Origin of the sequence: Novosphingobium sp. MMS21-SN21R, from assembly GCF_031846015.1 — a bacterium.
Classification (GTDB): Bacteria; Pseudomonadota; Alphaproteobacteria; order Sphingomonadales; family Sphingomonadaceae; genus Novosphingobium.
This window is the reverse complement of sequence record NZ_JAVRDU010000001.1, coordinates 2,034,177-2,060,836: the sequence shown is the minus strand read 5'-3', so window position 1 is coordinate 2,060,836 and position 26,660 is coordinate 2,034,177. Positions and strand designations below refer to the sequence as shown.

At 60.9% G+C, this 26,660-nt stretch carries 24 protein-coding genes; 17 read left to right on the top strand and 7 right to left on the bottom strand.

Annotation, left to right across the window (positions count from 1 at the left end):
- Positions 1-72: 72 nt before the first annotated feature.
- From RM192_RS09945 to RM192_RS09925, 5 genes are all read left to right on the top strand, one after another.
- Positions 73-1,254 (top strand): acyl-CoA dehydrogenase, encoded by a 1,182-nt coding sequence (locus tag RM192_RS09945; RefSeq protein WP_311507378.1) that lies wholly within the window; start codon positions 73-75, stop codon positions 1,252-1,254.
- The gene (locus tag RM192_RS09940; protein WP_311507377.1) at positions 1,251-2,318 is read left to right on the top strand and encodes a phosphotransferase; all 1,068 of its coding nucleotides are present in this window, start codon (positions 1,251-1,253) and stop codon (positions 2,316-2,318) included. The genes RM192_RS09945 and RM192_RS09940 overlap by 4 nt, the downstream gene beginning before the upstream one ends.
- Before the next feature lie 368 nt (positions 2,319-2,686).
- Positions 2,687-3,031, top strand: a complete 345-nt coding sequence (locus RM192_RS09935; RefSeq protein WP_311507376.1) for a hypothetical protein — start codon at positions 2,687-2,689, stop codon at positions 3,029-3,031.
- Between the two features lie 370 nt (positions 3,032-3,401).
- Entirely contained in the window at positions 3,402-3,605 is a 204-nt protein-coding gene (locus tag RM192_RS09930) for a YezD family protein (RefSeq protein ID WP_311507375.1), read from the top strand.
- 95 nt (positions 3,606-3,700) lie between these two features.
- Positions 3,701-6,160 carry a TonB-dependent receptor gene (locus RM192_RS09925; protein WP_311507374.1) on the top strand — a complete coding sequence of 820 codons (2,460 nt, stop codon included), beginning with the start codon at positions 3,701-3,703 and terminating at the stop codon, positions 6,158-6,160.
- A gap of 63 nt (positions 6,161-6,223) precedes the next feature.
- On the opposite strand, the gene RM192_RS09920 is transcribed toward RM192_RS09925, so the two are convergent.
- Entirely contained in the window at positions 6,224-7,057 is an 834-nt protein-coding gene (locus tag RM192_RS09920; protein WP_311507373.1) for a TIGR00266 family protein, read from the bottom strand.
- A gap of 89 nt (positions 7,058-7,146) precedes the next feature.
- On the opposite strand from RM192_RS09920, the gene RM192_RS09915 reads away from it, so the two are divergent.
- Both RM192_RS09915 and RM192_RS09910 read left to right on the top strand, forming a co-directional pair.
- Positions 7,147-7,800, top strand: a complete 654-nt coding sequence (locus RM192_RS09915; RefSeq protein ID WP_311507372.1) for a TetR/AcrR family transcriptional regulator — start codon at positions 7,147-7,149, stop codon at positions 7,798-7,800.
- A 26-nt stretch (positions 7,801-7,826) separates the two neighbouring features.
- A complete protein-coding gene (locus RM192_RS09910) occupies positions 7,827-9,092 on the top strand; it encodes a YceI family protein (RefSeq protein ID WP_311507371.1) in 1,266 nt (421 codons plus the stop codon).
- Here the strand turns inward: RM192_RS09910 and RM192_RS09905 are convergent.
- From RM192_RS09905 to RM192_RS09885, 5 genes are all read right to left on the bottom strand, one after another.
- Positions 9,089-9,646, bottom strand: a complete 558-nt coding sequence (locus RM192_RS09905) for a helix-turn-helix domain-containing protein (RefSeq protein WP_311508611.1) — start codon at positions 9,644-9,646, stop codon at positions 9,089-9,091. The genes RM192_RS09910 and RM192_RS09905 overlap by 4 nt on opposite strands.
- An 85-nt stretch (positions 9,647-9,731) precedes the next feature.
- The gene (locus tag RM192_RS09900; protein ID WP_311507370.1) at positions 9,732-9,908 is read right to left on the bottom strand and encodes a hypothetical protein; all 177 of its coding nucleotides are present in this window, start codon (positions 9,906-9,908) and stop codon (positions 9,732-9,734) included.
- Between the two features lie 93 nt (positions 9,909-10,001).
- Positions 10,002-11,444: an efflux transporter outer membrane subunit gene (locus RM192_RS09895; protein ID WP_311507369.1), complete on the bottom strand. Its 1,443-nt coding sequence runs from the start codon at positions 11,442-11,444 to the stop codon at positions 10,002-10,004.
- Positions 11,444-13,039 (bottom strand): MDR family MFS transporter, encoded by a 1,596-nt coding sequence (locus RM192_RS09890; protein ID WP_409233804.1) that lies wholly within the window; start codon positions 13,037-13,039, stop codon positions 11,444-11,446. The genes RM192_RS09895 and RM192_RS09890 overlap by 1 nt, the downstream gene beginning before the upstream one ends.
- Positions 13,036-14,178, bottom strand: a complete 1,143-nt coding sequence (locus RM192_RS09885; RefSeq protein ID WP_311507368.1) for an HlyD family secretion protein — start codon at positions 14,176-14,178, stop codon at positions 13,036-13,038. The genes RM192_RS09890 and RM192_RS09885 overlap by 4 nt, the downstream gene beginning before the upstream one ends.
- A 342-nt stretch (positions 14,179-14,520) precedes the next feature.
- Here RM192_RS09885 and ahpC point away from each other — a divergent pair, with 342 nt between their 5' ends.
- From ahpC to RM192_RS09865, 4 genes are all read left to right on the top strand, one after another.
- Positions 14,521-15,084, top strand: a complete 564-nt coding sequence (ahpC, locus tag RM192_RS09880; RefSeq protein ID WP_311507367.1) for an alkyl hydroperoxide reductase subunit C — start codon at positions 14,521-14,523, stop codon at positions 15,082-15,084.
- A 176-nt stretch (positions 15,085-15,260) separates the two neighbouring features.
- The gene (gene ahpF, locus RM192_RS09875; RefSeq protein ID WP_311507366.1) at positions 15,261-16,820 is read left to right on the top strand and encodes an alkyl hydroperoxide reductase subunit F; all 1,560 of its coding nucleotides are present in this window, start codon (positions 15,261-15,263) and stop codon (positions 16,818-16,820) included.
- A 161-nt stretch (positions 16,821-16,981) separates the two neighbouring features.
- Positions 16,982-18,883: a glycoside hydrolase family 3 N-terminal domain-containing protein gene (locus tag RM192_RS09870; protein ID WP_311507365.1), complete on the top strand. Its 1,902-nt coding sequence runs from the start codon at positions 16,982-16,984 to the stop codon at positions 18,881-18,883.
- A 71-nt stretch (positions 18,884-18,954) separates the two neighbouring features.
- On the top strand, positions 18,955-20,421 hold the full coding sequence (locus tag RM192_RS09865; protein WP_311507364.1) for an ATP-binding protein: 1,467 nt from the start codon (positions 18,955-18,957) through the stop codon (positions 20,419-20,421).
- Here the strand turns inward: RM192_RS09865 and RM192_RS09860 are convergent, their stop codons facing one another.
- Positions 20,422-20,940 (bottom strand): DUF3237 domain-containing protein, encoded by a 519-nt coding sequence (locus RM192_RS09860; protein ID WP_311507363.1) that lies wholly within the window; start codon positions 20,938-20,940, stop codon positions 20,422-20,424.
- On the opposite strand from RM192_RS09860, the gene RM192_RS09855 reads away from it, so the two are divergent.
- The 6 genes from RM192_RS09855 to RM192_RS09830 all read left to right on the top strand — a co-directional run bounded on the left by RM192_RS09855 (position 20,939) and on the right by RM192_RS09830 (position 26,631).
- On the top strand, positions 20,939-21,151 hold the full coding sequence (locus RM192_RS09855; RefSeq protein ID WP_311507362.1) for a hypothetical protein: 213 nt from the start codon (positions 20,939-20,941) through the stop codon (positions 21,149-21,151). The two genes, RM192_RS09860 and RM192_RS09855, sit on opposite strands and share 2 nt — an antisense overlap.
- Before the next feature lie 34 nt (positions 21,152-21,185).
- On the top strand, positions 21,186-21,665 hold the full coding sequence (locus RM192_RS09850) for a MarR family transcriptional regulator (protein WP_311507361.1): 480 nt from the start codon (positions 21,186-21,188) through the stop codon (positions 21,663-21,665).
- A gap of 64 nt (positions 21,666-21,729) precedes the next feature.
- Positions 21,730-22,110: a cytochrome c family protein gene (locus tag RM192_RS09845; RefSeq protein ID WP_311507360.1), complete on the top strand. Its 381-nt coding sequence runs from the start codon at positions 21,730-21,732 to the stop codon at positions 22,108-22,110.
- 173 nt (positions 22,111-22,283) lie between these two features.
- Positions 22,284-24,395 carry a bifunctional rhamnulose-1-phosphate aldolase/short-chain dehydrogenase gene (locus tag RM192_RS09840; RefSeq protein ID WP_311507359.1) on the top strand — a complete coding sequence of 704 codons (2,112 nt, stop codon included), beginning with the start codon at positions 22,284-22,286 and terminating at the stop codon, positions 24,393-24,395.
- A 23-nt stretch (positions 24,396-24,418) separates the two neighbouring features.
- Positions 24,419-25,345, top strand: coding sequence for an alpha/beta hydrolase (locus RM192_RS09835; RefSeq protein WP_311507358.1), 927 nt, complete (start codon positions 24,419-24,421; stop codon positions 25,343-25,345).
- Entirely contained in the window at positions 25,342-26,631 is a 1,290-nt protein-coding gene (locus RM192_RS09830; RefSeq protein ID WP_311507357.1) for a TIM barrel protein, read from the top strand. The genes RM192_RS09835 and RM192_RS09830 overlap by 4 nt, the downstream gene beginning before the upstream one ends.
- The last annotated feature ends 29 nt before the right edge of the window (positions 26,632-26,660 follow it).

The following is a 26,660-nucleotide window of genomic DNA, read 5'->3' as shown; positions in this document are numbered from 1 at the left end:
GCCAGTTGGCGCGACCGTCCATCCTCCGCAGTGCAATTCGAACAACCGATCCCGCACTACAGGAGAGTACAGATGGCCGATGGCATTGGCATGGACGCCGCGCTGGAGATTGCGGATCGGGTGGAGAAGTTCGTGCGCGAGGTCGTCATCCCATACGAGAGCGATCCGCGCCGCGATGATCACGGCGCGCCGCTGGATGAGATGGTGCAGGAAATGCGCGTTCTGGCGCGCGAAGCAGGTGTGCTGACGCCGCACATCCTTCCGGATGGCCGCCATCTGAGCCAGCGCGAGACGGCGGTAGTGCTGATCCGCTCGGGCCTGTCGCCGCTCGGCATGCTGGCGTGCAACACACAAGCGCCAGACGAAGGCAATATGTACCTGCTCGGCAAAGTCGGCAGCCCGCATCTTAAGGAACGCTTCCTCAAGCAGCTTGTCTCGGGTGAATCGCGCTCGGCGTTTCTGATGACCGAGCCTGCCGAAGATGGCGGTGCCGGGTCCGATCCGATGATGATGCAGACCACCTGCAAGCGCGATGGCAACCACTGGGTGATCAACGGGCGCAAGGCTTTCATCACCGGGGCCAAGGGTGCCAAGGTCGGCATCGTCATGGCCAAGGATGAGCAGGGCGGAGCGTGCATGTTCCTGGTTGACCTGCCCGATCCGGCCATCCGCATCGAGCGCGTGCCGAACACCATCGACAGCAACATGCCGGGCGGCCACTCGACCATCGCCATCGAAAACTTGCGCGTTTCAGCTGACCAGATGCTGGGCGAGCCGGGGGAGGGCTTCAAGTATGCTCAGGTGCGTCTGTCGCCTGCGCGGCTGTCGCACTGCATGCGCTGGCTTGGCGGCTGCATCCGCGCGCAGGAAATCGCCACCGATTACGCGTGCAAGCGCATGGCATTCGGCAAGCAGTTGATCGAGCACGAAGGCGTGGGCTTCATGCTCGCGGAAAACATGATCGACCTGAAGCAATGCGAACTGATGATCGACTGGTGTGCGGGCGTTCTCGATACTGGCTCGCTCGGTACGGTGGAAAGCTCGATGGCCAAGGTCGCCGTGTCCGAAGCGCTGATGCGTGTGGCCGATAAATGTGTGCAGGTCATGGGCGGATCGGGCGTGACGAGCGACACTATCGTCGAGCAGATGTTCCGCGAAGTCCGCGCCTTCCGCATCTATGATGGCCCGACCGAGGTCCACAAGTGGAGCCTTGCCAAGAAGATCCGCCGCGACTGGCGGCATTCGCAGGCATGAGCACGGTAGCTCAGGACGCCAACGCCGGTACGACCGCGGTGAGGGAGGGCTACAGCTTCGACGAAGCTGCGCTCGCATTGTGGATGGGCCAGCATGTCGATGGCTTTGCAGGGCCGCTGGCGGTCGAGCAGTTCAAGGGCGGGCAGTCGAACCCGACATACAAGCTGGTCACTCCCGCCCGCAATTACGTCCTGCGGCGCAAGCCGCCGGGGCCGGTGCTCAAGGGAGCCCACGCGGTCGAGCGCGAGGCGAAAGTGCTGACGGCGCTGGGTTCGGCAGGCTTTCCGGTGGCGCTTGTTTACGGGCTGTGCACCGATGAAGCGGTCATCGGCAGCTGGTTCTATGTCATGGAAATGGTCGAAGGCCGCATCTTCTGGGACGCGACATTTCCTGACGTCAGCAGCGAGGACCGCCCCGCCTACTTTGACGCGATGAATGCCGCGATAGCGCAGCTTCATTCGATTGATCCGGAAGCGGTGGGCCTTGGTGATTACGGAAGGCCCGGCAACTACTTCGCACGCCAGGTCGGGCGCTGGTCGAAGCAGTATCTTGAGGACGATCTGGCGGGCCGCGATGCCAACATGGATGCGCTGGTCGAATGGCTGCCCACTGCCATTCCCGAGGGCGACGAGACCAGCGTTGTCCATGGCGATTTCCGCTGCGACAACATGATCTTTCACCCTACCGAGCCGCGCGTGATTGCGGTGCTTGACTGGGAACTGTCGACGCTGGGGCATCCGTTGGCGGATTTTGCCTACCATGCAATGATGTATCACATGCCGCCAAGCATCGTGGCAGGTCTCGAAGGCGCGGACCTGAATGCCCTCAACATCCCGAGCGAAGCGGACTACGTCGCCGCCTACTGCCGTCGGACGGGCCGCGAGGAGATCGCGTCATGGGATTTTTACATGGCGTTCAACTTCTTTCGTCTCGCCGCGATCTTCCATGGGATCAAGGGACGTTATCTGCGTGGCACTGCCGCATCGGCCAGTGCCAAGGATCGTGCAGAAGCCTTCCCTGTTCTTGCAAGGTTGGCAAAGGAAGCGATGGAACGCTGCAACTGACTTTTACGATCTCCCGATCTGATGCGGATTGTTCGGGTTCGGAAGTTTAATCATTGATGGACATCACCCGGCCTGCAGCCGACCGCAGGATGCAGCATGGATCATTTCGACCTCCCCCATATTGGTTGAAATGTGCGAATCATCACATTTTTCGTCAAGGCAGGTGATGGCCCGCAGGCTCCCACAGTCCACACCTTCCGGCTTTGCGGACGGTCGATCCATATCGGATTCGCTTTGCCGGGTCAGTGGCGGGTGTTTCTGCACACCGGGTCAAGTGCCTACGTTCTGCTAACTATAAGGTGTGTAAGTATTTTGCCGAGGCGGAGCCATCTTGTCCCGCTGACATGGTGCTGATTTCCTCATAAGCGGTGGATTCTTCGCTTTGGCTTGCCAAATTCGTCGCTACCAACTGCGGTTCGGTCGCACAGCACATAATGCGACCTTTGCTTTACCGATTTTATCGGCAATTTGACGAGGGAACCGCTGTCGCCATGCGAGCATCTGTAAAACCTATCGAGGATGTGGTCTGCACGCTCTCTGAAGCACTGGATGCGCTCGATAGCCATGGTCAGGCCATGGCGGCTCTTCACCTGGCAATGGCGGTCGATTGTCTTCGGGCGTCGCTGGATACCGGCGTCGTTGAAAGTGAAATGACAGAGCGGTTGCGGCCGCAATTGCGGCTTGTCGTTTCTTCCCGACGCACGGCAGGATAGCGGCGGGTACCGACCACAGAGGAAAATTGCTATTTTTTGAAACGGGAGCGCCAGCCGCTCCCGTTTTTGCGTTTGGGGGCGGTTTGTCTCCGGCAGAGTGCATTCCGTCGCACGGACATTGTCTATTTTATTGGTAGAGTTTAGTTGCGCGACCATGGCTGGTCGGGTACGCGCATGCCTTGATCGGCCCCATCGTTTGAGCTGAAAGAAGAATTTGAGGCCGGGACAGCCCTTCTTTAATGTCTATTGAATTGGTGGAGTATATAAGGCGTTCAACGGCGGACGAATCGCCGGACAGACAGCCCGGGGGCTGGGCTTCGTGCACAAGCAATCGCGAGCCTCCCGGCGCAGTAACAGGATCCAGACTGCGATGACCGAACCATCGAGCACTCGCATCGCCAACCCGGATCAGGGAACTTCTGGTCAGGATGGCGAGCGCCAGATCGAGGACAGCATTGCCAGCGTACGCGAGGCCTTGACCGGTCTGCGTTATGGAAATGTCTCACTCACCGTCCATGAGGGGCGGGTTGTACAGATTGACGTGACCGAGAAGCGACGGCTCAAGCCGAACTGATCGTTCACCGCGACTTTCAAAAAAAGAGCAAAAACCACCGTACCGCTGACCGGATCACCGGAGGCATCGTTCGGGAACACCCATGAGGTCCTACGATGAACTTCCGCGTCCTTCTCGCGGCGGGGGCTGCGCCTCTCGCCTTGGTCTCGCATGGCGTCTACGCTGCCGAGGCTCCCGCCACCGTCCCTGCTGAAACGGCTCCAGCCGATGCGCAGACCACATCGGTCGGCACCGGCGCAAGCGATAGCGGTGAAATCGTCGTGACGGCACGTCGCCGCCAGGAAACCGCACAAGATGTCCCGCTCGCCATTTCAGTCATTGGCGGAGAGCACATCGACAGCACCGGCAGCTTCAACGTGGGCCGCTTGCAACAACTGACGCCAACCCTGCAGTTCTACTCCTCGAACCCGCGAAACACCGCTGTGAACATTCGTGGCCTGGGTGTACCGTTCGGCCTTACCAACGACGGCATCGAGCAGGGCGTCGGCATCTACATCGATGATGTTTACAATGCCCGCGTCGCATCGGCCACGTTCGACTTCCTTGACGTCAAACAGATCGAAGTTCTGCGCGGACCTCAGGGCACGCTCTACGGCAAGAACACGACGGCAGGGGCGATCAACATCACGACCAACCAGCCGACCTTCGATTTCGAAGGCAAGGCCGAGGTCAGTGTTGGCAACCTCAATTACGTGCAGGCAAAGGCCGCGATTTCCGGCCCGATCACCGACACTCTGGCAGCGCGCCTTGCTGTCTCCTCGACCAACCGCCGGGGCACGATCTACAATGTCACAACCAACCAGTGGATCCAGAGCCAGGACAATCTCGGCTTGCGCGGGCAAATCCTGTTCAAACCGAGCGAGGCACTGAGCATCACGCTTGCAGGCGATTACAGCGAGCAGGACGCGGTGTGCTGCGGTTCAGTCTATGTCCGCACCGGTACGACTCAGCGCGCTCTCAATCGCCAGTTCGCGGCACTCTCTGCCGCACAGGGTTATGCCGTCCCCAGTACCAATCCGTTCGATCGTCTCACCGATCTTGATTCGCCGTTGCAAGCAGGTAACAAGATCGGCGGCGCGTCGCTCAAGGTTAAGTGGGACCTGGGTGCCGGAACTCTGACCTCGGTCACGGCTTGGCGCTTCTGGGACTGGAAGCCGCAGAACGACCGCGACTTCACTGGCCTTTCCATCGTCGCAAAGTCGCAGAATCCATCGCAGCAGGACCAATATTCCCAGGAATTGCGTTATAACTACAGCGCCGACGCATTCGATTTTGTGGTGGGGGCTTTCGGTTTCCACCAGCGGATCGATACGCAGGGCACAGAGTCCCATGGCAGCGCTTCTACCAAGTGGAATCTCGCTCCTAGCAACAGCCTCTACAATTCTAACGTGCTCAACGGCTTGACCGCGCTGAACACCCAGTATCTCAAGAACACCAGCGTTGCGCTCTATGGGCAGGCAAGCTGGAAGGTGACGCCGGAACTGACTCTTCAGCCGGGCCTGCGCGTCAACTACGACAAGAAGGATGGCTTCTACCAGCGGCGCGTATTTACCGCGGCAGGCACTGAAGTCCTTCTCAGCAGCCCATCAAGCTCGACCAAAACTGCGCAGCTTGGCATCTTCACGCCGCAGGAAATCGCACCGACGTTCAGCGACTGGAACTTCAGCTACGACTTCACCGCGAGCTACAAGGTGTCGCCGGGAATTCTGTTCTATGCGACTTATGCCAAGACCTTCAAGTCGGGCGGCATCAACCAGAATGGCGTGCCGACCGACACCGCGAACAACCCGATCCTTGCGGCGGCAACGGTCAAGCCGGAGTCGGTGCGTCACTATGAGGCTGGCCTCAAGACTGAATTCCGCGATCTCGGTGCGATCCTGAACCTCTCGATCTTCCGCACTGACATCAAGGACTATCAGGCCAATGTGAACAACGGTCAGTTCGGCGTGCTGCGCGGCTATCTGGCAAACGCCGGGGCGGTGCGTTCGCAGGGCGTCGAGGCTGACTTCTCGATCCGTCCGACCGAGCGCTTCAACGCTTATGTCAACGGCGCCTATACCGATGCTACCTATCGCAAGTTCGTGGACGCGCCGTGTCCGCCTGAACTGTCAGGCGGTACGGTGGCGACGGGCGCGCAGGTCCCCGGTGCCGCTGGCACGCCCGGCGCGCTCAGCCCAGCGAACTGCGACATCTCCGGTCAGCGTCTTCCGGGCGTTTCGGAATGGTCGTTCTCGTGGGGACTGGAGGCCAACGCGCCAGTCAAGCTCATCGGCCGCGAAGGGTTCGTCTATCTGGGTTACGACGGCAGCTACCGGTCAGACTTTTCGTCGAATCCTTCGCCTTCCGCCTACACTCAGGTCGATGGCTACTCGCTGTCGAACTTCCGCGCCGGTTTCCGCACGGAGAGCGGTTTCGACGTTTATGGTTGGGTACGAAACGCGTTTGATACCAACTACTTCGAACAGCTTTTCGTAGGCCCAGGCAACACAGGCCTGATCGCAGGACTTCCCGGCGATCCGCGGACTTGGGGCTTCACCGTTCGTTCGGCGTTCTGACCATCCACCCCGCACCATGTGCGGCAACTCGGGCCGGTGTAGCAATCCACCGGCCCTTTTTAATCAGTTGTTTCCGCCGATGAAATCGCCGAGGCCACCCAGAACGGAGCCTTCACCGCGGTTCTGCCCGCCACGCGCTCCGGCTGCTGCCAGCATCCGGCCAGCGAGCCGCGAGAAGGGCAGTGATTGGATCCACACTTTGCCGGGTCCGCGCAGACGGGCGAAGAACAGGCCTTCGCCGCCGAACAGGACCGAGCGCACGCCACCTGCGGTCACCAGATCGAAATCCACCGATGGTGTATAGGCCGCAAGGCAGCCCGTATCGACGTGGAGTTCCTCGCCGGGTGCCAGTTCGCGCTCGACCACAGTGCCGCCCATCTGGACGAAGACCCATCCATCGCCTTCAAGCTTCTGCATGATGAAGCCCTCGCCGCCGAACAGTCCGGTCATCACCTTGCGCTGGAACGCGATGCCGATGGAGACACCGCGCGCAGCGGCCAGGAAGCTGTCCTTCTGGCAAACTAGCGTCCCGCCCACGTCCGAAAGTTTGATCGGGAGGATTGCGCCAGGGGTAGGGGAGGCAAAAGCGACCCGCGCCTTGCCGGAGCCATTATGCGTGAACACGGTGGTGAACAGGCTTTCACCCGTGACCAGCCGCTTGCCCGCGCCGAGTAGCTTGCCCATGAAGCCGCCTTCGCTGCCGCCACTGCCATCGCCGAACACGGTCGTCATGCCGATCGAGGCGTCCTTCCACACCAATGCACCAGCCTCGGCAACCGCGCTTTCCCCTGGATCAAGCTCGATTTCGATGAACTGGAGTTCCTGACCCTTGATCTCGAAATCAATGTCATCGGCAATACTGGCGCTGCGATGATGGGCCCACGGACTGTTCGACATGGATTGGGTCTCCGTTGAAGTGATGGCGTCAACATAGCCGCTTGGCGCCGCGATGCGAGAGGGCATACCCAGGTTTCGTCGACGCTGGTATGACACTCGTCATGGCGACGATTGAGGATTCCCTGACGACCCCTGACCGGCTGCTTGCCGGGGCCGAAAGACTGGTCGTGCGCGAAGGAGTGCGGGCGCTGACGGTGCGCCGCATTGCCGAGGAGGCGGGCGTCAATTCGGCGCTCGTGCGCTATCACTTCGGCGACACCGATGGATTGCTCGGTGAACTCGCCTTGCGCAACGCGGCCAGGCTTGCGGATGCCCGGTCGGAATTGCTTGAAGCGATGACGCCGGGCGATTTCGCGCAAGCAGTCGATGCTCTCATCGTGCCGCTCTGGGCTCGGGCAGCGATGAACCAGCGCTACAGGGCGATCGTCGTGCTGGACGAAATATTCGCACGCTCGGGGCAGGATTTGAACGCCCGGATATGGGCGGTCTTCGCTGATGGTGTCGCCCGGGTTCAATCGGCGCTTGAGGCCTGTTTGCCCGGCGTCGATCCTCACGCACTGGCATGGCGCATCCGGTTCGTCACTGCCGCTGCGCTCGATATCCCGCCGCGCGGGCTTCCGGACGGACGTGAAGGCGTCAGAACGGCATATGGCCGTGACAGCGACGAGGAGCGCTTGGCACAGTTTCGCCGGTTCGCTTCGGACGCACTGCGGATGGACAAGAGCGATTGTTCCGGTTCATAACAGACGGGCGATGGGGAGATCGATCGATGACTGAACTGCGCCCGGCACGCTATTCGCTTGCCGCCATTATCCTGCACTGGGCCATCGCGGCGCTGTTGTTGTTCCAGATCGGTCTCGGCTGGGCGCTGGAAGACCTGCCCAAGGGCGTCGCCCAGTTTGCAGGTTTCCAGTTCCACAAGTCAGTTGGCATAGCGATCTTGCTGTTGAGCCTGGCTCGCCTTGCTGTGCGCTCGTTCAAGCCGAGGCCACTGCCTGTCCCCGCAAGCCGTCCGCAGATGCTGCTAGCTTCAGGCGTGCACCTGCTACTTTACGCGGTCATGGTTCTCGGTCCATTAACGGGTTGGATCATCGTTTCGACGGCCAAGATCCGCTTGCAGACGATGCTGTTCGGGGTGGTTCCATGGCCGGACCTGCCGGTCGGCGCGGCGCTCCATGAACCGGCCGAGGGCTTGCACGGCTTGCTTGGCACGATCGGATTTCTATTGATTGTGCTGCACGTGGCAGGAGCCTTGTTCCATCATTTCAAGCGGGAAGATGTGATCGGGCGAATGTTGCCCGCTGCGATTTCCAGCCATAAAGCAATAGGCTTTGCGGCTGCAGCCGCGGTGATCGCTGGCTTGGGTGTGATGATCGCCGGACGGTCGATGACGTTCGCCGCAGCGCCGGTTTCTGCTCCATCAGCGGCAGCATCCAGCGAGCCTGAAGCGGTGGCCTCGGCGCTCGTGCCTGCGGTCGATGTCAGCGAGGCGCCTCCGGCAGCTGTCGCTTCCGTAGAAAGCGCCGACGCAAAAGCGTCTACGTGGACGATCGGCAAGGGCGGACGTCTGGGCTTCAAGGCGGACTATACTGGTGAATCGATCAAGGGTACCTTCGCGCGTTGGGACGCGGCCATCGTATTCGATCCTGCTGATTTGCCCGGCTCGTCGATCAAGGTGACGGTCGATCTGGCCTCGGTCGAAAGCGGGGACAGCCAGCGTGACGACATGCTCAAGAGCGACAGCTTTTTCGGCGTCGGCACAAATCCGAAAGCCGTTTTCACGTCCAGTTCGATCCGTGCGAACGGGAGCGGGCGCTATGTCGCCAGTGGAAGTCTTTCGCTCCATGGCAAATCGCGCCCGCTGGCAGTCCGTTTCAATCTCAAGATCGATGGTGATCGGGCGACGGCATCGGGCAATGCAGCGCTTCAGCGCCTATCGTTCGGCGTGGGTGAGGCGGAATGGTCGGCTACTGATCAGTTGAAGGACGCGGTGGGCATCGACTTCGCGTTGAGCGCAACACGCAAGCCCGGTTAAACGCGAATTCCAGCAAAGAAGAATTCCGAATAGCTTCGCGCCCAACGGTCGGTTTCGTCGCGGTCAAAGTCGGTTGTTGTGCCCTGAAGGCGCGCATGGCCGAGGATACCTTCAAGCCAGAACCGCGCGGCCAGTGCCATGTCGGCAATTTCGACACCTTCGTTCGTCGCAGCGGCGCGCAGTTCGGATTCGATGTCGGTCAGCGCATGGGCAAACATCGCGTGGCGATAATTGATCTGGGCGTCACCGAATTCCTGGTCGCACCAGTCGACCAGCCGCTCCATCATCACGCCATCGGGTGAAAGCAGGATTTCGACTGCGGTTGCCGCACGCTGACAGAAGCTTTCGACCAGCGAAAGGCCGGCGCCCTTCGCCATGATGGAAACCCGCCGTTCCTCGACGTTATGTTTCAGCAGCGCTTCCAGGAATTCCCGTTTGCTGGGAAACCGATTGTAGATCGTGACTTTGCCGATGCGCGCATGCCGCGCGATGCGGTCAAACGTGAAGCCTTCAAATCCGTGTTCCGCCAGCACTTCCCAGCCAGCTTGAAGAATGCGTATCGGAAGTTTTTGGGCGTCCTCGAGCGAGGGCCGACCGCGTCTGCTTCCCTGCGTGCCATCACCGAGCGTGCACTTGAGTTCAGTGCAGGGTGTTTCTGGACTTCTTGGCGGCCCTTCCGGCGTTTTGGGCGAGGTCATGTGCCTCGTCCCGCGCACAGGCGAGCCACTGATCGACCCGCTGCACCGGGCACGACATCTCCAGTCCCTGACAATAGGCCTGCCACAAGCGGCGACCCGCTACGGAAATCCAGCTCATCTCTCTCACCTTTCCGCCTTTGCGGCGGTTTGCATGATGAGAGTGCCTCAGCCAATGGCAGAGTCAATATACTATAAAATGGACGAAACCGGCTCATTTCTGCGACTCCGGCCCTTGCCAGCCCAATCCGAGCGCCTTCTCGACCGCGATAAATCCGGTTGTCAGTTCGGCGCGCGCATTTGCCGCTACCATTTGTGCCTGAAGCGATTGCCGCTCGGCAGTGAGATTGTCGACGCGGCTGGCGGTGCCGGCTGCAAAGCGCTGGCCTTGCAGTTGCTTGGTGTTCTTCGCGCGCTGCTCGGCATCGAGCGCGCGCGCTAAGGCGATGCGTTGCGCGCCGAACCGCGTCAGGGAGCTTTCTGCATCCTGCAGGGCGCCCAGCACGGACTGCCGGTACTTTGCTTCCGCCTCTGCATAGGCGCCTTTGGCCACTTCCACCTGACGGTTGGCGCGCCCGCCATCGAACAGTGACCATTTGATCTGGGGAAGCGCGATCCCGACGATGTTTCCGGGATCTAACACGTCGCCGATGTTCTGGCCGCCAAGTCCCAACAGGCCTAGGAAACTGATTTTGGGGAACTTGTCCGCAATCTTCGCACCGACATCGGCATTTGCTGCCGCGAGCTGCCGCTCGGCCATGCGAATATCAGGACGGCGACGCAGTAGTTCCGACGGTGAGCCGATGGGAACTTGTGCTGGCGGCAGAGGAACGGCCGCTGACCTCGCCAGAACTGGATCGAGTGCGCCGGGTTCACGGCCGGTAAGCACCGCAAGCTGGTCCAGCAGAACAGCAGCCTCTGCTCCGGTCTTGGCAAGATCTGCTTCGCTGGCAAAGGCCTGCGCTTCGGCGGCGTTAAGCGGCTGCGCGGGCGCAGTTCCGGCTGCCAGACGTTCTCGGGCTAGGCCCACTTGCGACTGGTCGATTTCGACCTGCCGCTGCTGGAGACCATATATAGCCTGTCTGGCTCGCAGGCCGACGTAGGCTCGGGCAATTTCAGCCGACAGCGTGACGCGCGCATCGGCTGCGCCGGCCTCGGCAGCTTCGGCGCGGGCGTTTGCGGCCTCGACCTTGCGACGCGTGCCGCCGAACAGGTCAATCTCCCAAGACGCGTCGAAACCGAGGTTGTAGGCGTTGATTTCATCGCGCCCTCCACCATTTCCGACCAGATTTCCCGGGACATTGATGTAAGGCGCGGCAAACGAGGTGTTGATCTGTGGCAGCGCCGCCGTCTTGCTGGCGGCAAGCGATGCACGCGATTGCGCGACGCGCGCGTTGGCTGCAGCCAATGACGGCGCGCTCGCCAGCGCATCCTCGACCAACTGGTTCAGTACGGGATCACCAAGGCTCTCCCACCAGCGTGCAGCAGGCGCGAGCGGGGAGGCTTTGGACGCCCGGACAAACCCTGAACGTGCTGAAGCATCTGGTGCGGCATTCGGTGCGCCGGTGTAATTCGGGCCAACAGTGGTACAGCCCGACAGCAGGGCCGCGACAAATCCCGCCATGACGGCAGTGTGGCGAAAATGGGTGACTGGCATCAGTGCGAGACCTTCGCTTGATAGTTCTCAGGGAGCGGACGCAGAAACAGGACCAGCGGCGCAACAATCAGAATTGCAACCGTCAAAGCGGTAAAGTCATCGCTGAACGCCATGACCATCGCGTCGCGCAGGACCATTCCGTCGAGCATCCGCATCGCAAATTCGGCGCCATCAGGGCCGCCACCCATCGTCATGGATTGCTGGCCTAGCCAGTCCTGCAGCGTGGCTGAATTGGCGCTCAGTGCACTATGGATTGTCCAGCGGTGGTACTCCATGCGCCCGTCTTGGAGAGTGGCAAGAAGGGCAAGGCCGACGGAACCGCCAAGATTTCGCCCAGCGTTGAACAAGCCCGCACCGTCACCGGCATCGTCGATCGACACAGAGCTTATCGCAGCCTGATTGAGAAACATCATGCAGAAGACCGTTCCCAGGCCGCGCAGCAACTGTGAGATGACGAAATCACCGCCGCGAGATTCCGCGGTCAAGTCGATGTCAATGTAGCATGAGAGCGCGAGCAGGATCATGCCCGTTCCAACGATGACCCTGAGATCGACACGCGCCAACAGGATCGGGAACAGCGGCATCATCAACATTGCTGGCACGCCGGTCAGAAAGACGATGAGGCCTGCCTGCATGGCGTTGTAGTTGGCAATGCCTGCAAGAAATTGCGGGATCACATAGGCTGTCCCGTACATCGAACCGCCAAGGATCGTCCCGAGGAAAAAGACCGCCGCAAACTCTCGCTTGCGGAGCAGCGCAAGCTTCACGACCGGTCGCTTGGCATAGATTTGTCCGGCAGCGATCATCAGGAAGCCCAGCAGGGCGATCACCGACAAGCGCCAGATGTATCCGGACTCGAACCACTGTTCACGGTGGCCTTCTTCCAGCACCACGGTCAGTCCGCCAAGGCCGAGGATCATGCCGAGCACGCCGAGCCAGTCGGCATTCACCAATTCATCCAACTGCATCCGGCCTTTCGGCAGGCCCAGCAGCAGCAAGGCCAACAAGATCGCACCGATCGGTACGTTGATGAAGAACGCATAATGCCAGCTGAAGTTCTCGGTCAGCCAGCCTCCTACCAGAGGTCCCAGCACTGGCCCCATGATCACGGTCAGTCCGAAGATGGCCGTGCCTACCGGCTGTTGCGATTTGGGCAGGCGCGTTGCGATGATTGTCAGAGCGGTCGGGATCATGGCACCGCCGGTGATCCCCTGGCCAACACGCCCGACGATCATCATCGCCAGCGAAGTGGACAAGCCGCAAACAATTGAAAACAGAGTGAAGAAAAAGGCTGCAGCAATCAGGAATCGGCGAAGCCCGAATACGCGGGCAAGCCATCCCGTCAGCGGAATAATGATGATTTCTGCTACGAGGTATGACGTGGCCAGCCACGTCCCCTCGCTGGCAGATGCGCCAATTTCACCTTGGATGGTGGGGAGAGAGGCATTGACGATCGATATGTCGAGCGTCGCCATCAGCGATCCGATGGCGCCTGCGGCAACGCCCAGCCAAGCCGCTAGATCGGCCTTCTCCGGGATGTCAGGCGGTGGGGGCAGCGGTGCTCCGTCGTCCGATATGCTGGTGGCGGCGCTCACTTGGCCACCTGTTCCTGTTCCTTGCGGATTGCTTTTACCGCATCCCGAGCAGAGCGTGTGTCGACTTCGACCTTGAGAGACAGGCCGGGCACGAGCACCTTGCGCGATTCAGGCCCGGCATTGATGCGGATGCGCACCGGCACGCGCTGTACGATCTTGGTAAAGTTGCCCGTCGCGTTCTGCGGCGGAATCAAAGAGAAGTTTGCGCCAGTTCCCGGCGTGATACTCTCGACCGCTCCGTGGAAATCGACGTCGGGCAGGGCATCAACGCTGATCGTCACAGGCTGACCCGGTCGCATCAGGCCGATCTGCGTTTCCTTGAAATTGGCCTCGATATAAAGCGACTGGGTGGGAACAATCGTCATCAGGCGTTGTCCGGGCTGGACGAACTGGCCGACACGCACGGTTGAGTTACCGATCCGCCCCGCCAAGGGCGCGATGATGCGGGTGGTCCCTAGATCGTTGTCGGCAGCTGCGCGCTGTGCCTGAGCGGCCTTTATCTGCGCGGTTGACTGACCGGCCTGAGCCTTGGTGCTGTTTACTCGGTCATTCGCTGCGGCGAGCATGGCCTGCTTGGCATTGACGTCGGCCGCGGCCTTGTCTCGGTTGGCGATCAATTGGTCTAGCGTCTGGCGCGGCTCCGCACCGCTCGCCACCAATGGACGATAGCGGCTGACTTCGCCACTCAGATAAGCCAGTTCACGTTGACTGGCCTGCAGGGCTGCGCGCGCCTGACCGACCGAAGACTGCGCCTCGCTGATTGCGGCGACGGTGGCCGCCTCGGTAGCGCGGGCAACGTCGACTTGCGCGCTTGCCTGTGCAAGGCGGGTGGAAAAATCGGTGGGATCGATCTGGACCAGCAAAGACCCAGCGTTCACTGTCTGATTGTCTGTAATCGGCACGGCGCGGACGTAGCCTGCCAGCTTGGAACTTACCGCAACACCGTCCGCTTTCACGTAGGCGTCATTGGTTTCCTGCATGAACCGCCCGGTGGTCTGGTAGCCGTAAAAGGTCCAGGCGCCATAGGCGGCGCCAAGTGCGAGGACGCCCAGAGCAATCCGTCCTGCAGTTTTCTTGCGGCCAGGCCCCGTTTCCTGGGGCGCGTCGGAGAGTGGGACGTTTTCCGAGTTGGTAGCCATGTATCATCCAGTCGCGGCAATAATTGAACGAAATCGTTTCGTTGCAACTCGCCACTTATTTTGCTTGGGGAAATTTGCAAGTGCACAAATTGCGCAAGGCTGCGCTAAATTTGCATTTAGCGCCCCTACCCGGGGGTTTTCGGCGCGACCTTGGCCGGAGAATACGATTTCGCGTTGGCCGATGTCTGTCGCTACAATGGGCAAATTTGTTCTTGAGTGCCCCATTGATCGAGCCAATCAATCAATCAGGGCGGAATTGCTCATTGGAAAATGGGTGGGTGATGGCCTACCTGATCGTTCGTACAGAGTTTTCCAACCGACCAATCAGAAGGATTTGAGTCTATGTCGATCGTCGGAACCAAGCTGAAGCCGTTTCAGGCTACCGCATATCACCAGGGCAAGTTCGTCGACGTCAGCGACGCCGACGTGACCGGCAAGTGGGGCGTGTTCTTCTTCTACCCGGCCGACTTCACGTTCGTCTGCCCGACCGAGCTGGAAGACCTCGCCAATATCTATGGCGAACTGCAGGGCATGGGCGTTGAGGTCTACTCGGTCTCGACCGACACGCACTTCAGCCACAAGGCATGGCACGACAGCTCGCCCGCTATCGGCAAGATCAACTACTACATGCTGGGTGACCAGAACCACACGATCTCGAACAACTTCGGCATCCTGCGCGAAGGCGTCGGCCTTGCTGATCGCGGCACATTCGTGACCGATCCCGATGGCACGATCCAGCTCGTCGAAATCACGCCTGAGGGCGTGGGCCGCAACGCTGCCGAACTGCTGCGCAAGATCAAGGCTGCCAAGTACTGGCGCGAGAATCCCGGCCAGGTTTGCCCGGCCAAGTGGGAAGAAGGCGCTGAAACCCTGACGCCTTCGTTCGACCTCGTCGGCAAGATCTGACGCTTCCCGGAGGATCCGTGCTGCGTGGGGCATGGATCCTCCGATAATCGCCGGACGGGCAGTGCCGCCTGAGGGCTGCCCGCCGGTTCCACGACCAAAGTCATCAAGATGTTTGCGATCCCGCGCGCCGACCAGACGGTGACGCGCGGCCGCGCTCTGCCCAAAAGGATTACACGATGCCCGTTCTCGACGCCACCGCCACCGCCCAGCTCAAGGCCTACCTCGCCAATCTGCGCCGGCCGGTCGAACTGGTCGCAACGTTGGACGGCAGCGCGAAGTCTGCCGAAATGCGCTCGTTGATCGAAGAAATCGCCGCGCAGTCCGACAAGATTTCAGCGCGGTTCGATGGCACTGACGAGCGCGCTCCCAGCTTTGCCATTCGCGGCGACGAAGGCCGGGCAGAGGCCGTCTTCGCAGGCCTGCCGATGGGCCACGAGTTCACTTCCCTCGTGCTCGCGCTGCTGCATGTCGGCGGCCATCCGCCCAAGGAAGACGCCGACCTGCTCGATCAGGTGCGCGGCCTTGATGGCCCGCTGCACTTCGAGACATTCTTCTCGCTGACCTGTCAGAACTGCCCCGACGTTGTGCAGGCGCTGAACATCATGGCTGCTCTCAATCCCAACGTCAGCCATGTCGCCATCGACGGCGCGCTGTTCAAGGACGAGGTCGAACGCCGTCAGATCATGGCCGTGCCAACGGTGTTTCTCAATGGTCAACCGTTCGGTTCTGGCCGGATGGATCTCGCCCAGATCGTTGCCAAGCTCGACACGAATGCTTCGGCTCGTGCTGCGGAAAAGATCGCTGCGAAGGAGCCGTTCGACGTTCTCGTCGTCGGCGGCGGTCCAGCTGGTGCTGCAGCTGCCATATATGCAGCACGCAAGGGCATCCGCACTGGCGTTGTGGCAGAACGGTTTGGCGGGCAGGTCCTCGACACGATGGGCATCGAGAACTTCATTTCAGTTCAGCACACAGAGGGACCAAAGCTGGCCGCGCAGCTCGAGAACCACGTCAAGGAATACGAAGTCGACGTGATGAACCTGCAGACGGCGGCCACATTGGTTCCGGCAGGCGACGATGGCTTGCACGAGATCAAGCTTGCGAATGGTGCGAGCCTCAAGGCGAAGACGCTTATCCTTTCGACCGGTGCGCGCTGGCGGCAGATGGGTGTTCCCGGCGAGGAGGAGTATCGCAACAAGGGTGTTGCCTATTGCCCGCACTGCGATGGCCCTCTGTTCAAGGGCAAGCGCACGGCGGTGATCGGCGGCGGCAATTCGGGCGTCGAGGCCGCAATCGATCTTGCCGGTATCGTGGCGCATGTGACTCTGATCGAGTTTGACAGCCAGCTTCGCGCTGATGCGGTGCTGCAGGCCAAGCTGCGCTCACTGCCTAACGTCACCATCGTCACTTCCGCGTTGACGACAGAAGTGCTTGGAGACGGCGCGAAAGTGACCGCGCTGGTTTACAAGGACCGCGAGAGCGAGGTGCTGCACACCGTCGAATTGGAGGGTATTTTCGTGCAGATCGGTCTTGTGCCGAACACCGAATGGCTCAAGGGCGCGATCGACCTTTCGCCACGCGGTGAGATCGAAGTCGATGCGCGTGGTGCCACCAGTGTCCCCGGTGTGTTCGGCGCAGGTGATGTGACCACGGTCCCCTACAAGCAGATCATCATTGCGATGGGTGAAGGCTCCAAGGCCGCACTTTCGGCATTCGACCACCTTATCCGGCAGGGCTGATCCAACAGCTCTTCGGGTCGCAGGACGGCGGCGTGGCATGGATCAGCCACGTCGCCGTTTGCATTTTGTGAGCGGTGTCGGTAACTTGCTTTTTGTCTAGCGCTGTCAAAGCGCGTGCCGGGAGAGAATCGATGTCAAAGCGCCTTTCCGCTTGCAACCTGATGCGCGCAGCCCTCATCGCCAGCGTAGCTTTTACTACTTGGGCTGCGAGTGCTGCCGAAAAGCCCCGGTTCCGCGATCTCAATCACAACGGCAAGCGCGATCTCTACGAGAATGCCGCGCAGCCGACTGACAAGCGGGTTGCGGATTTGCTGAAGCGCATGACGCTTGAGGAAAAAGTCGCGCTGATGCTCCACGGCACATTGCAGGCCGAAGGCGGGCGCGGGATCGGCGCGGGCAAGGCCTATGACAAACCGTCCGTGCGGGAACTGCTCGGGCGCGGGGTCAACAGCTTCATCACGCGCCTTGGTCCCGATCCACGCACTTTCGCGCAGGAAAACAACGCGATCCAGCAAATGGCTGAGGCAACGCGGCTTGGCATTCCCGCCACGATCAGCACCGATCCGCGCAACCATTTCGCGGTCACGGCAGGGGCCAGTTCCGAGACGGGTGGCTTCTCGCAGTGGCCCGAAACTCTCGGCATGGCAGCGATTGGCGATGAGAAATTGGTCGAGCGATTCGGTCATTTGGTGGCTGCAGAATATCGCGCCGTGGGCATCCAGATGGCACTTAGTCCACAGGCAGACCTCTACACCGAACCGCGCTGGCCGCGTGGCGTCGCAACGTTCGGCGCGGACCCTGCCACGGTTTCGCGCCTTGCCGGGGCTTATGTTCGCGGGTTTCAGGGGAGTGCCAACGGCCTTGTGAAATCGGGCGTCGCCACCGTGGTCAAGCACTGGGTCGGCTACGGCGCGGAGCCGCAGGGCTTTGACGGCCACAACTATTACGGCCGCACGGCAAAGCTCGATAACGAGAGCTTCGCCGAGCACGTCGCTGCATTTGACGGCGCGCTGGCAGCCAAGTCGGCGGGTGTGATGCCGACATATGTCATTGCCGAGGGCGTCAGCATTGACGGCAAGCCCGTGCCACAGGTCGGCGCCGGTTTCAGCAAGCCGATGATCGAAGGGCTGCTGCGCGGCACGAAGAAGTTTGGCGGCATCGTCATTTCCGACTGGGCGATCACCAACACCTGCCCCGAACAGTGCATGAACCCAACGCCCGGAAAACCGCAGGGTTTTGCCATTGCCATGCCGTGGGGCATTGAGAATCTGGCTGAGGAAGATCGCTATGCGATGGGTGCGAATGCCGGGATCGACCAGTTTGGCGGGGTGGACAATCCCGCACCGCTGCTGGCGGCAGTCAAGGCCGGGAAGGTGTCGCGCGCGCGGGTGGACGAAGCGGCCCGCCGCGTCCTGCGTCTGAAGTTCGATCTTGGCCTGTTCGACAATCCCTATGTCGACGCCAATGCTGCGGACCGGAGTGTCGGCAGCCAGACGACCCAGGCCGAGGCGGACGCTGCGCAGCGCGCGGCGCAGGTACTGCTGGAAAACAAGGGTGACCTCCTCCCTCTGGGGCCAGGCCAAAAGGTCTGGCTGTCAGGGGTTTCGGCACAAGCCGCAAAGGCCGCGGGATTGATCATCGTGGACAGCCTCGATCAGGCCGACGTTGCGCTGGTCCGTGTTGCGACGCCGCATGAGATGCTCCACCCGAACCACTTCTTCGGATCGCGCCAGCACGAAGGTCGCCTTGATTTCCGCGCCGATGATGAGGCGACCAAGACTGTCACGATGGCCGCAGCCAAGGTTCCGACGATCGTTGCAGTCGACCTTGAACGCCCAGCCGTCCTGACCCTGATCAAGGACAAGGCTAGCGCGCTCTACGGCCTGTTCGGTGCCAGTGACACGGTCCTGCTTGATCTCGTCACCGGCAAGGCCAAGTCCCGGGGGCGGCTGCCGTTCGAACTGCCGTCCTCGGCCAAGGCGGTCGAGGACCAGCACCCCGGACGCCCGGACGACAGCGTCGCCCCGCTCTACAAGCGCGGTGATGGCATCATCCTGCCCTGAACAAGACAAGGCCGGGGAAACATGAAGCCCCGGTCTTGCCGACTCCCTCCGCCTCGGCCAGAGACGCCAGCGTGAGCGCAACCATTGTCATCGGCGCCGACCGGTCCGGCGCCCCTGTCAGGATCGACGTCGAGGAACTCCTTGCTACCCGCTTGCTCGTTCAGGGCAACAGCGGGTCTGGCAAGTCGCATCTCTTGCGCCGCCTGCTGGAGGAAAGCGCGAGCATCGTCCAGCAGGTTGTGATCGATCCCGAAGGCGATTTCGTCACGCTAGCCGATGTGTTCGGGCATGTCGTGGTGGACGGTTCAGCCTATGATGGTCCGGAGATCGCCAAACTCGCCGCGCGCATCCGCAAGCACCGGGCCTCGGTGATCCTGACGCTCGACGGGTTGGAACTCGAAGCGCAGATGCGATGCGCCGCCGTGTTCCTCAATACGCTGTTCGATGCGCCGCGAGATGAATGGTATCCCGCGCTGGTCGTGGTCGACGAGGCGCAGATGTTTGCGCCCGCTGCCGCTGGCGATGTGTCGGACGAAGTTCGCCGGCTAAGCCTTTCAGCGATGACCAACCTGATGTGCCGTGGCCGCAAGCGCGGGCTGGCGGGCGTGATTGCCACGCAGCGCCTTGCCAAGCTGGCAAAGAACGTCGCCGCCGAGGCGTCCAACTTCCTGATGGGCCGCACCTTCCTAGATATCGACATGGCGCGCGCCGCCGATTTGCTCGGCATGGAGCGCAAGCAGGCGGAGCAAATCCGTGATCTGGAACGGGGGCACTTCCTCGGGCTTGGGCCTGCCATCGCGCGCCGCCCAGTGGGAGTGCGGATCGCCAACGTTCAGACCAGCGCCCGTAACGTTGTGCAGGGACTGATGCCACTTCCCAATGCTGGGGGCGCGGCGATGGAATCGCTGCTGCTCTCGGAACCGCTGGCGATGGAGCCTGTCCCGCGTCCGCCGGAGCCCGAAGTGGTGCCGCTGGAAAGCGAGGAACTGCTGGGCCAGATTGCCGAGTTCGTTCCTGCGGGAGAGAAGGTCGATCCGCCGGTCGAGCCCAGCCTGTTCGCGGCGGAGGAAACCGCTGCCAGCATCGCTGCGGTGCTCGCCGAAATGGCACTGGAACCCGATTGCACCTTCCAACCCGCTGCGCATCTTTATCAGGATTTCACTGTTCGGTGCCGGATGCTCCGCATTTTGCCGGGAATGGATCTAAATGCTTTCCGCCGCCGGTTTGCCATGGCCGTGGCAGGCATTGCTGATGACGCGGAAGCGCAGTGGCAGGATCTGCTGCGCATCGGGCGTGATGTTCCAGACGATCTGCTTGCGCCGTTTCTTGTTCTGGCACGGGCGGCAGTAGAAGGTGCGCCTTGTCCCGATGACGAAACGCTGGCCACAATCTACGGCACGCAGTCATCTGGCCGTATCCGCCGCTTGCTGGAGCACCTCGAGAAGAGCAATCTGATTGTCGTACGCACCGATTACGGCGGCAGGCGCTCGGTCGGCATTCCGGCGCTGGGGCTTACCACAGCGCCGGTCGAGGCTTGATTACTCGACGGTATAGAAATCGATCACCACGCTGTCAGGCTTCCGGATGCCGCGCGCCACAAAGACCTTGCGGCGCATCCAGGCGTGCGGGCCGTCCTTGACCATGAAACGCGGCGTGGTACGGAAATAGTAAGACGATGGATCGACAACTTCGCCCCTGGCCAGTTTCTCGATCACGTCAGGCGCAGCGGTGCGCACGCCGGGGTTGGTCACCTCGATCACAGTGCCGTCTGTCGCCTTGAGGAAGTAGCGCGCTTCGATGCTGGTGAGGCCGCCGGGCATGATCACTTGCCAGTCTCCGCCCCCGGGCAAGACTGAACCTGTCAGCGATGGCCCGCTGACTGTGCCGCCTGTGATGGGTATGAACCGCCGCCGTCCGCCATCAACTTCGCCCTGTTCGACAACTGGATCGAGCGTGGCGCGGACGGAAAATGCGTAGGTAAGCGTCGGTGCAGGTGAGGCCGGGCCATCCGCAGCAACAGCAGGTATGGCCGAACTCGCCAGCATCGCGGCAGCCATGATCAGACTTTTGGCAGGCAAAATGCATCTCCCGGTGGTTTCACCGGTTTGTGTCCGCAATTTCATGTTCAGACAAGCTGCGGCGGCGCACCCGGTGAAACCGGCCATTTCTGGCGCGCTGCAGCGCACAAACGCTTTGCAGATTAAAGTGTGGTTGCCTAATGAAGTGGGGTTTGTTCGTAAGATCTTGCCGCAATTGAACCACGATTGACGGCAGTCATTTGATTTCGTTGGAAGGACCATCTGTGGCCACCGCAGTGATCAACCGCCAATCGGTTGTCCCAGATCTTGATCTTGACGGTATCGATTCCGTTCTCGGTCTCCATATCGGGACCGTGAACACGCTGTTCGTGTCGCGGCTGGAAAAGCAGCTCGATCCGTTGCGCGTTACGCCGAAGCAAGTCGCGATCCTCTGGTTGGTGAACGCCAATCCGGGCGTTAAGCAGACTGACCTTTCGCGGTTTTTCCAGATCGAACGGCCAACCGTGCACCAGTTCGTGCGGCAACTGATCAAGAACGGATTCCTGCTGAATGAACCGTCGAAGCTTGACCGCCGAGCAGGTGGATTGTGGCTGACTGACGAAGGACGCGATGTTCTGGCCATATCGCGCGAGGCTATCATTTCGCACGAAGACCAACTTACCGCATGCCTGAGTGGGCGGGAAAAGTCCGAACTTTTCCGTATCCTGATGAAGCTGTATCTTTTGGCACCAGCCAAGGATTGAGCCGTTCAGGGCTGCGACAGCGAGGCTGTTCTATTGCGACACCATGTTTGAAGGAAACCGCCTGATGCGCCGCCTAGCTATCGTCTCTGCTGCCACGCTTGCATTGGCCGGGATCGGGACGGCAATGGCACAGACAGCCGGTGATCCGGTACGCGGCAAGACGGTCTATGCGCGCTGTGCCGCTTGCCATGATCTCAACACGGGTGCGACCCGTCTGGGTCCCTCGCTCAAAGGTGTGGTGGGGCGCACGTCGGGCACGATGCCCAATTTCAACTATTCGCAGGCGATGAAGGATCGTGCAGTTTCGTGGGATGCTGCCACGCTCGATGCCTACCTTGCCGGGCCTGCCAAATACATTCCGGGCAATCGCATGGCATTTCCGGCGATGGCAAATGCGCAGGACCGGGCTGATCTCATTGCTTTTCTGCAGCAATCTGCACGCTGACAGTTGCAGTTTGCGCAGGTGAAATTGGCCTCGCACCGTCTCGGTGCGGGCCATTTTGGTGCAAGCACGAAAAATCAAACGATCAATAACGATCATTCTTGATCGTTTGTGGGCGAAATGGTAGCAAGTCTCTCAACCGGTGAAAAACCGGAGCTTTGCCTTGCAGGGATGCCATGAACGCGCAGACGACCATCACTTCCGCCGCACTCCCATTCGCCGTGCCCAGCAGCCGTTGGGACGATTCGGTTGCTGCCACGCTCAGCGCTGCAGAGCTGCTCTTGTACCGGTCGAACCTGCTGGGGTCTGATCTCACCGTGACCAACTTCGGCGGCGGCAATACGTCGGCCAAGTTGGAAGCGATAGATCCGCTGACAGGCGAAAAGGTTGAGGTGTTGTGGGTCAAGGGATCGGGCGGTGATATCGGCTCGATGAAGCTGGACGGCTTTTCAACGCTTTATCAAGCGAAGCTGCTCGGCCTTGAAGCCCATTACGCAGGGCCGGACGATGACGACAAGATGGTCGGCTTCTTGCCGCATTGCACCTTCAACCTGAATGGCCGCGCGGCATCGATCGACACGCCGCTGCATTCGCTTCTGCCCTTTGCGCATGTGGATCATGTCCATCCAGATGCGATCATCGCTCTGGCGGCATCCTCGGGCGGTGAAGCAGCCACACAGGAAATCTGGGGCGGGAACATCGGGTGGTTGCCTTGGAAACGCCCTGGCTACAGCCTTGGGGTGATGCTGCGCGATTACGTGCGAGCCAACCCGCAGGTCGAAGGTGTGATGCTGGCCGGTCATGGCATCATTTGCTGGGCCGATAGCGCCAAGGCTTGTTACGAGCACACCGTCCAACTGATCGCGGACGCGGCAAATTATCTGAATGGAAAGCTTGAAGGCAAGCCTGCGTTCGGTGGCCAGAAGGTTGCGCCGAATCCGGACCGAACTGCGATTGCGGCAGATCTCATGCCCCGTCTGCGTGGTTTCATGACGGGTGCGCGCCTGAAGCTTGGCCACTTTTCTGACGATGCCGAGGCTCTGGAATTTACCGGTTCTGCCGATTTCGAGCGGCTCGCTGCGCTTGGCACGTCGTGCCCGGACCACTTCCTGCGCACCAAGATCGCGCCATTGCCGCTCGACCCTGCACGCTTGCAGGATGATGCCTATCTCGAAGCGCAGATCTCGGCCTACCGCCAGATGTATCTGGCCTATTACGAGCGCTGCAAGCGTGGCAATTCGCCTGCAGTGCGCGATTCAAATCCGGTCGTCGTTTTGGTGCCCGGCGTGGGGCGCATCACTTTTGCCACGGACAAGACCACCGCGCGGCTTGCCGGTGAGTTCTACGGCAATGCCATCAACGTGATGCGCGGCGCCGAGGCAATTGGCGATTACATCGCGCTCGACGAGCAGGAAGCCTTCGACATCGAGTACTGGCTGCTCGAGGAAGCCAAGTTGCAGCGTATGCCTGCGCCCAAACCGCTGGTCGGCAAAATCGCGCTGGTTACCGGCGGGGCAGGAGGTATTGGCGCAGCATCGGCGGCGCGCCTGCTCAAGGATGGCGCCTGCGTGGTTCTGGCGGATCGAGACGCTGATTCCGTCGAGGATGTTCGCGCAGGTTTTGCCAGACAGTTCGGCAAGGATGTGGTTCGCGCCGCCGTGTGCGACGTGACCGACGAAGCCCAAGTGCGGGCCGCATTCGATGTGGCCGCGCGTGAGTTCGGCGGGCTCGACATCCTCGTCGCTAATGCCGGTATCGCAAGTTCCGCACCGATCGAGGAAACGACGGTCGAGCTGTGGAATCGCAACTACGATGTGTTGGCGCAGGGTTATTTCCTGACTTCGCGTTCTGCCTGGCCACTGCTCAAGCGGATGAAGGCGCAGGGCGGTTCGTCGGTCGTGTTCATCGGATCGAAGAACGGTGTGGCGGCTGCAACCAATGCCAGCGCCTATGCCTCGGCCAAGGCTGCGGCGAACCACCTTGCGCGCTGCCTTGCGCTCGAAGGTGCGCCGCATGGCATCCGCGTCAACGTCGTCAATCCCGATGCGGTTATCAAGGGCAGCCGGATCTGGGACGGTGACTGGCGCAAGGAGCGCGCAGGCGCTCACGGCATCGACAGCGGGGAGGAGCTTGAAGAGCACTACCGCAAGCGTTCCATGCTTGGCCGCGACGTGCTTCCCGAAGATATTGCTGAAGCCGTCTATTTCCTCGCGAGCGACATGTCGGCAAAGTCGACCGGCAACATGATCAATGTTGATGCGGGGAATGCGCAAGCCTTTACCCGCTAAGCGGCGAAAGGGAGAGGATAACGATGAAAAAGACTGCATTTCTGGCGGCACTGTTCGCTATCGTGGTTTCAGCGCCGGCCCTTGCACAGGGCGGTCCGCCGCCTTCGGAGCCTGCGCTTGCACCCGCTGAACCGGATGCGATTCCTCTGTACGGCTCGCAGACGCCGGGCACCGCGGCGTCGGAAAACTGGGTGAAGTTCGGCGGACGCGATTATGCCGTGCGCAACATCACACGGCCGACAATCACGCCCGTCCTGCCCGATCCCGCAAAGGCCACTGGGGCTGCTGTGATTGTGGCTCCGGGCGGCGCATTCATGCTGCTGGCGATGGAACATGAAGGGTGGAAGGTAGCCCGCGCGCTCGCAGATCGCGGCATCGCTGCATTCGTTCTGAAGTACCGGCTGAACCCGACGCCCAAGGACGAAGCTGCAGCGGCCAAGTTCATGTTTGAAGCGCTGGGCAAGGAAGTCGGTCACCCGATGACCGGCGAACTGTTGGGCAAATCGATGGCGCCCGCTGACGGCAAGGCTGCCGTCGCATGGGTTCGCGCCAACGCCGCGAAATATGGCATCGATCCTGCCCGCGTTGGCATGATGGGCTTTTCCGCAGGCGCGATGACCACACGCCGGGTCGGGCTTGATGCTGATACGCCTTCGCGCCCTGCCTTCCTCGGCTACATCTATGGTCCGCAGGATGCTGAAACTGTTCCAGCCGATGCGCCGCCGATGTTCAACGCCATTGCGCTCAATGACAGCCTGTTTCCGAACAAGGGATTCCCCATTGCGCAGGCCTATCTCGAGGCAAAGCGTCCTGTGGAAATCCACGGCTACCAGACCGGCGACCACGGTTTCGGCCTTGGCCTGCCCGGCACTACAACGACTCTCGTGATCGATGAATTTACCGCGTGGCTCTCGATGCAGGGCTTCCTCACGCGAAAGGACGCCAAGTGACCCTTCCCATTTCCGCTGACCTGATCGCCGAGCGTAATGCCGTTCATCTTGAGGCGCTTGAAGAGGACTATGCCGCGCTGGGCCGCAAACTATCGCGGACCGGCATTGATATTGACGCAATCAAGGACCGAGTTACCGGGTTCTCGGTCGCGGTGCCCTCATGGGGTGCCGGGCGCGGCGGCACGCGCTTTGCCAAGTTTCCGATCCCGGGCGAGCCGACTAACATCCATGAGAAGCTGGAAGACTGCGCGGTCATCCAGCAGCTTTCGCGTGTAACCCCGCGCGTGTCGCCGCACTTCCCATGGGACAGGGTCAGCGACTTCAAGGCCCTGCGCGAGGAAGCAGCGGCGCTTGGCCTCGGCTGGGATGCGGTAAATTCGAACACGTTTCAGGATCAGGTCGGGCAGGCGCACACGTATGCCAACGGGTCGCTTGCTGCGCAGGATTCCGCAACGCGGCAGCAGGCGGTGGATCACAACATCGAATGCATCGAAATCGGCCAGCAACTCGGCTCGACCGACCTGACTGTGTGGGTCGGCGACGGCACCAACTTCCCCGGTCAACAGGACTTGGGGCGCAGCCTCGACCGCTATCTTGAGGGGGCGGCCAAGATCTATGCTGCACTGCCGGATGATTGGCGGATGCTGCTGGAGCACAAGATGTTCGAGCCTGCGTTCTACTCGACCGTGATCAGCGATTGGGGCAGCTCGATCCTAGCCGCGCAGGAGCTTGGCCCCAAAGCCAAGTGCCTTGTCGATCTTGGCCACCATGCGCCCAACGTCAACATCGAGCAGATCGTGGCGCGCCTGCACCGGTTCGGCAAGCTGGGTGGTTTCCACTTCAACGACAGCAAGTATGGCGATGACGATCTCGACAGTGGCTCGATCAATCCGCACCAGCTTTTCTTGGTGTTCAACGAACTGGTCGAGGCGGAGCTGAACCCGCGTGAAGGGTTCAACCCGAGCTACATGATCGACCAGTCGCACAACGTGACCGATCCGATTGAGTCGATGCTGTCATCGGCTGAGACTATCACCCAGTGCTTTGCCAAGGCGCAACTGGTGGACCGGGATGCGCTGCACGCAGCGCAAGGCGAGAACGACACGATGATGGCATTCCAGGCCTTGCGCCGCGCCTATAACGTCGATGTAGCTCCGATCCTCGCCAAGGCTCGTGTGGAAGCGGGCGGGGCTGTTGACGTGCTCGAAGCCTATCGCCTCAGCAAATACCGCGACCGTAAGGCGCAAGAGCGCAAGGCCGTCGGGCTGGGCGCGGGCATCGTCTGAAAAGCCATAAAAGCAAAACAACAATTCCG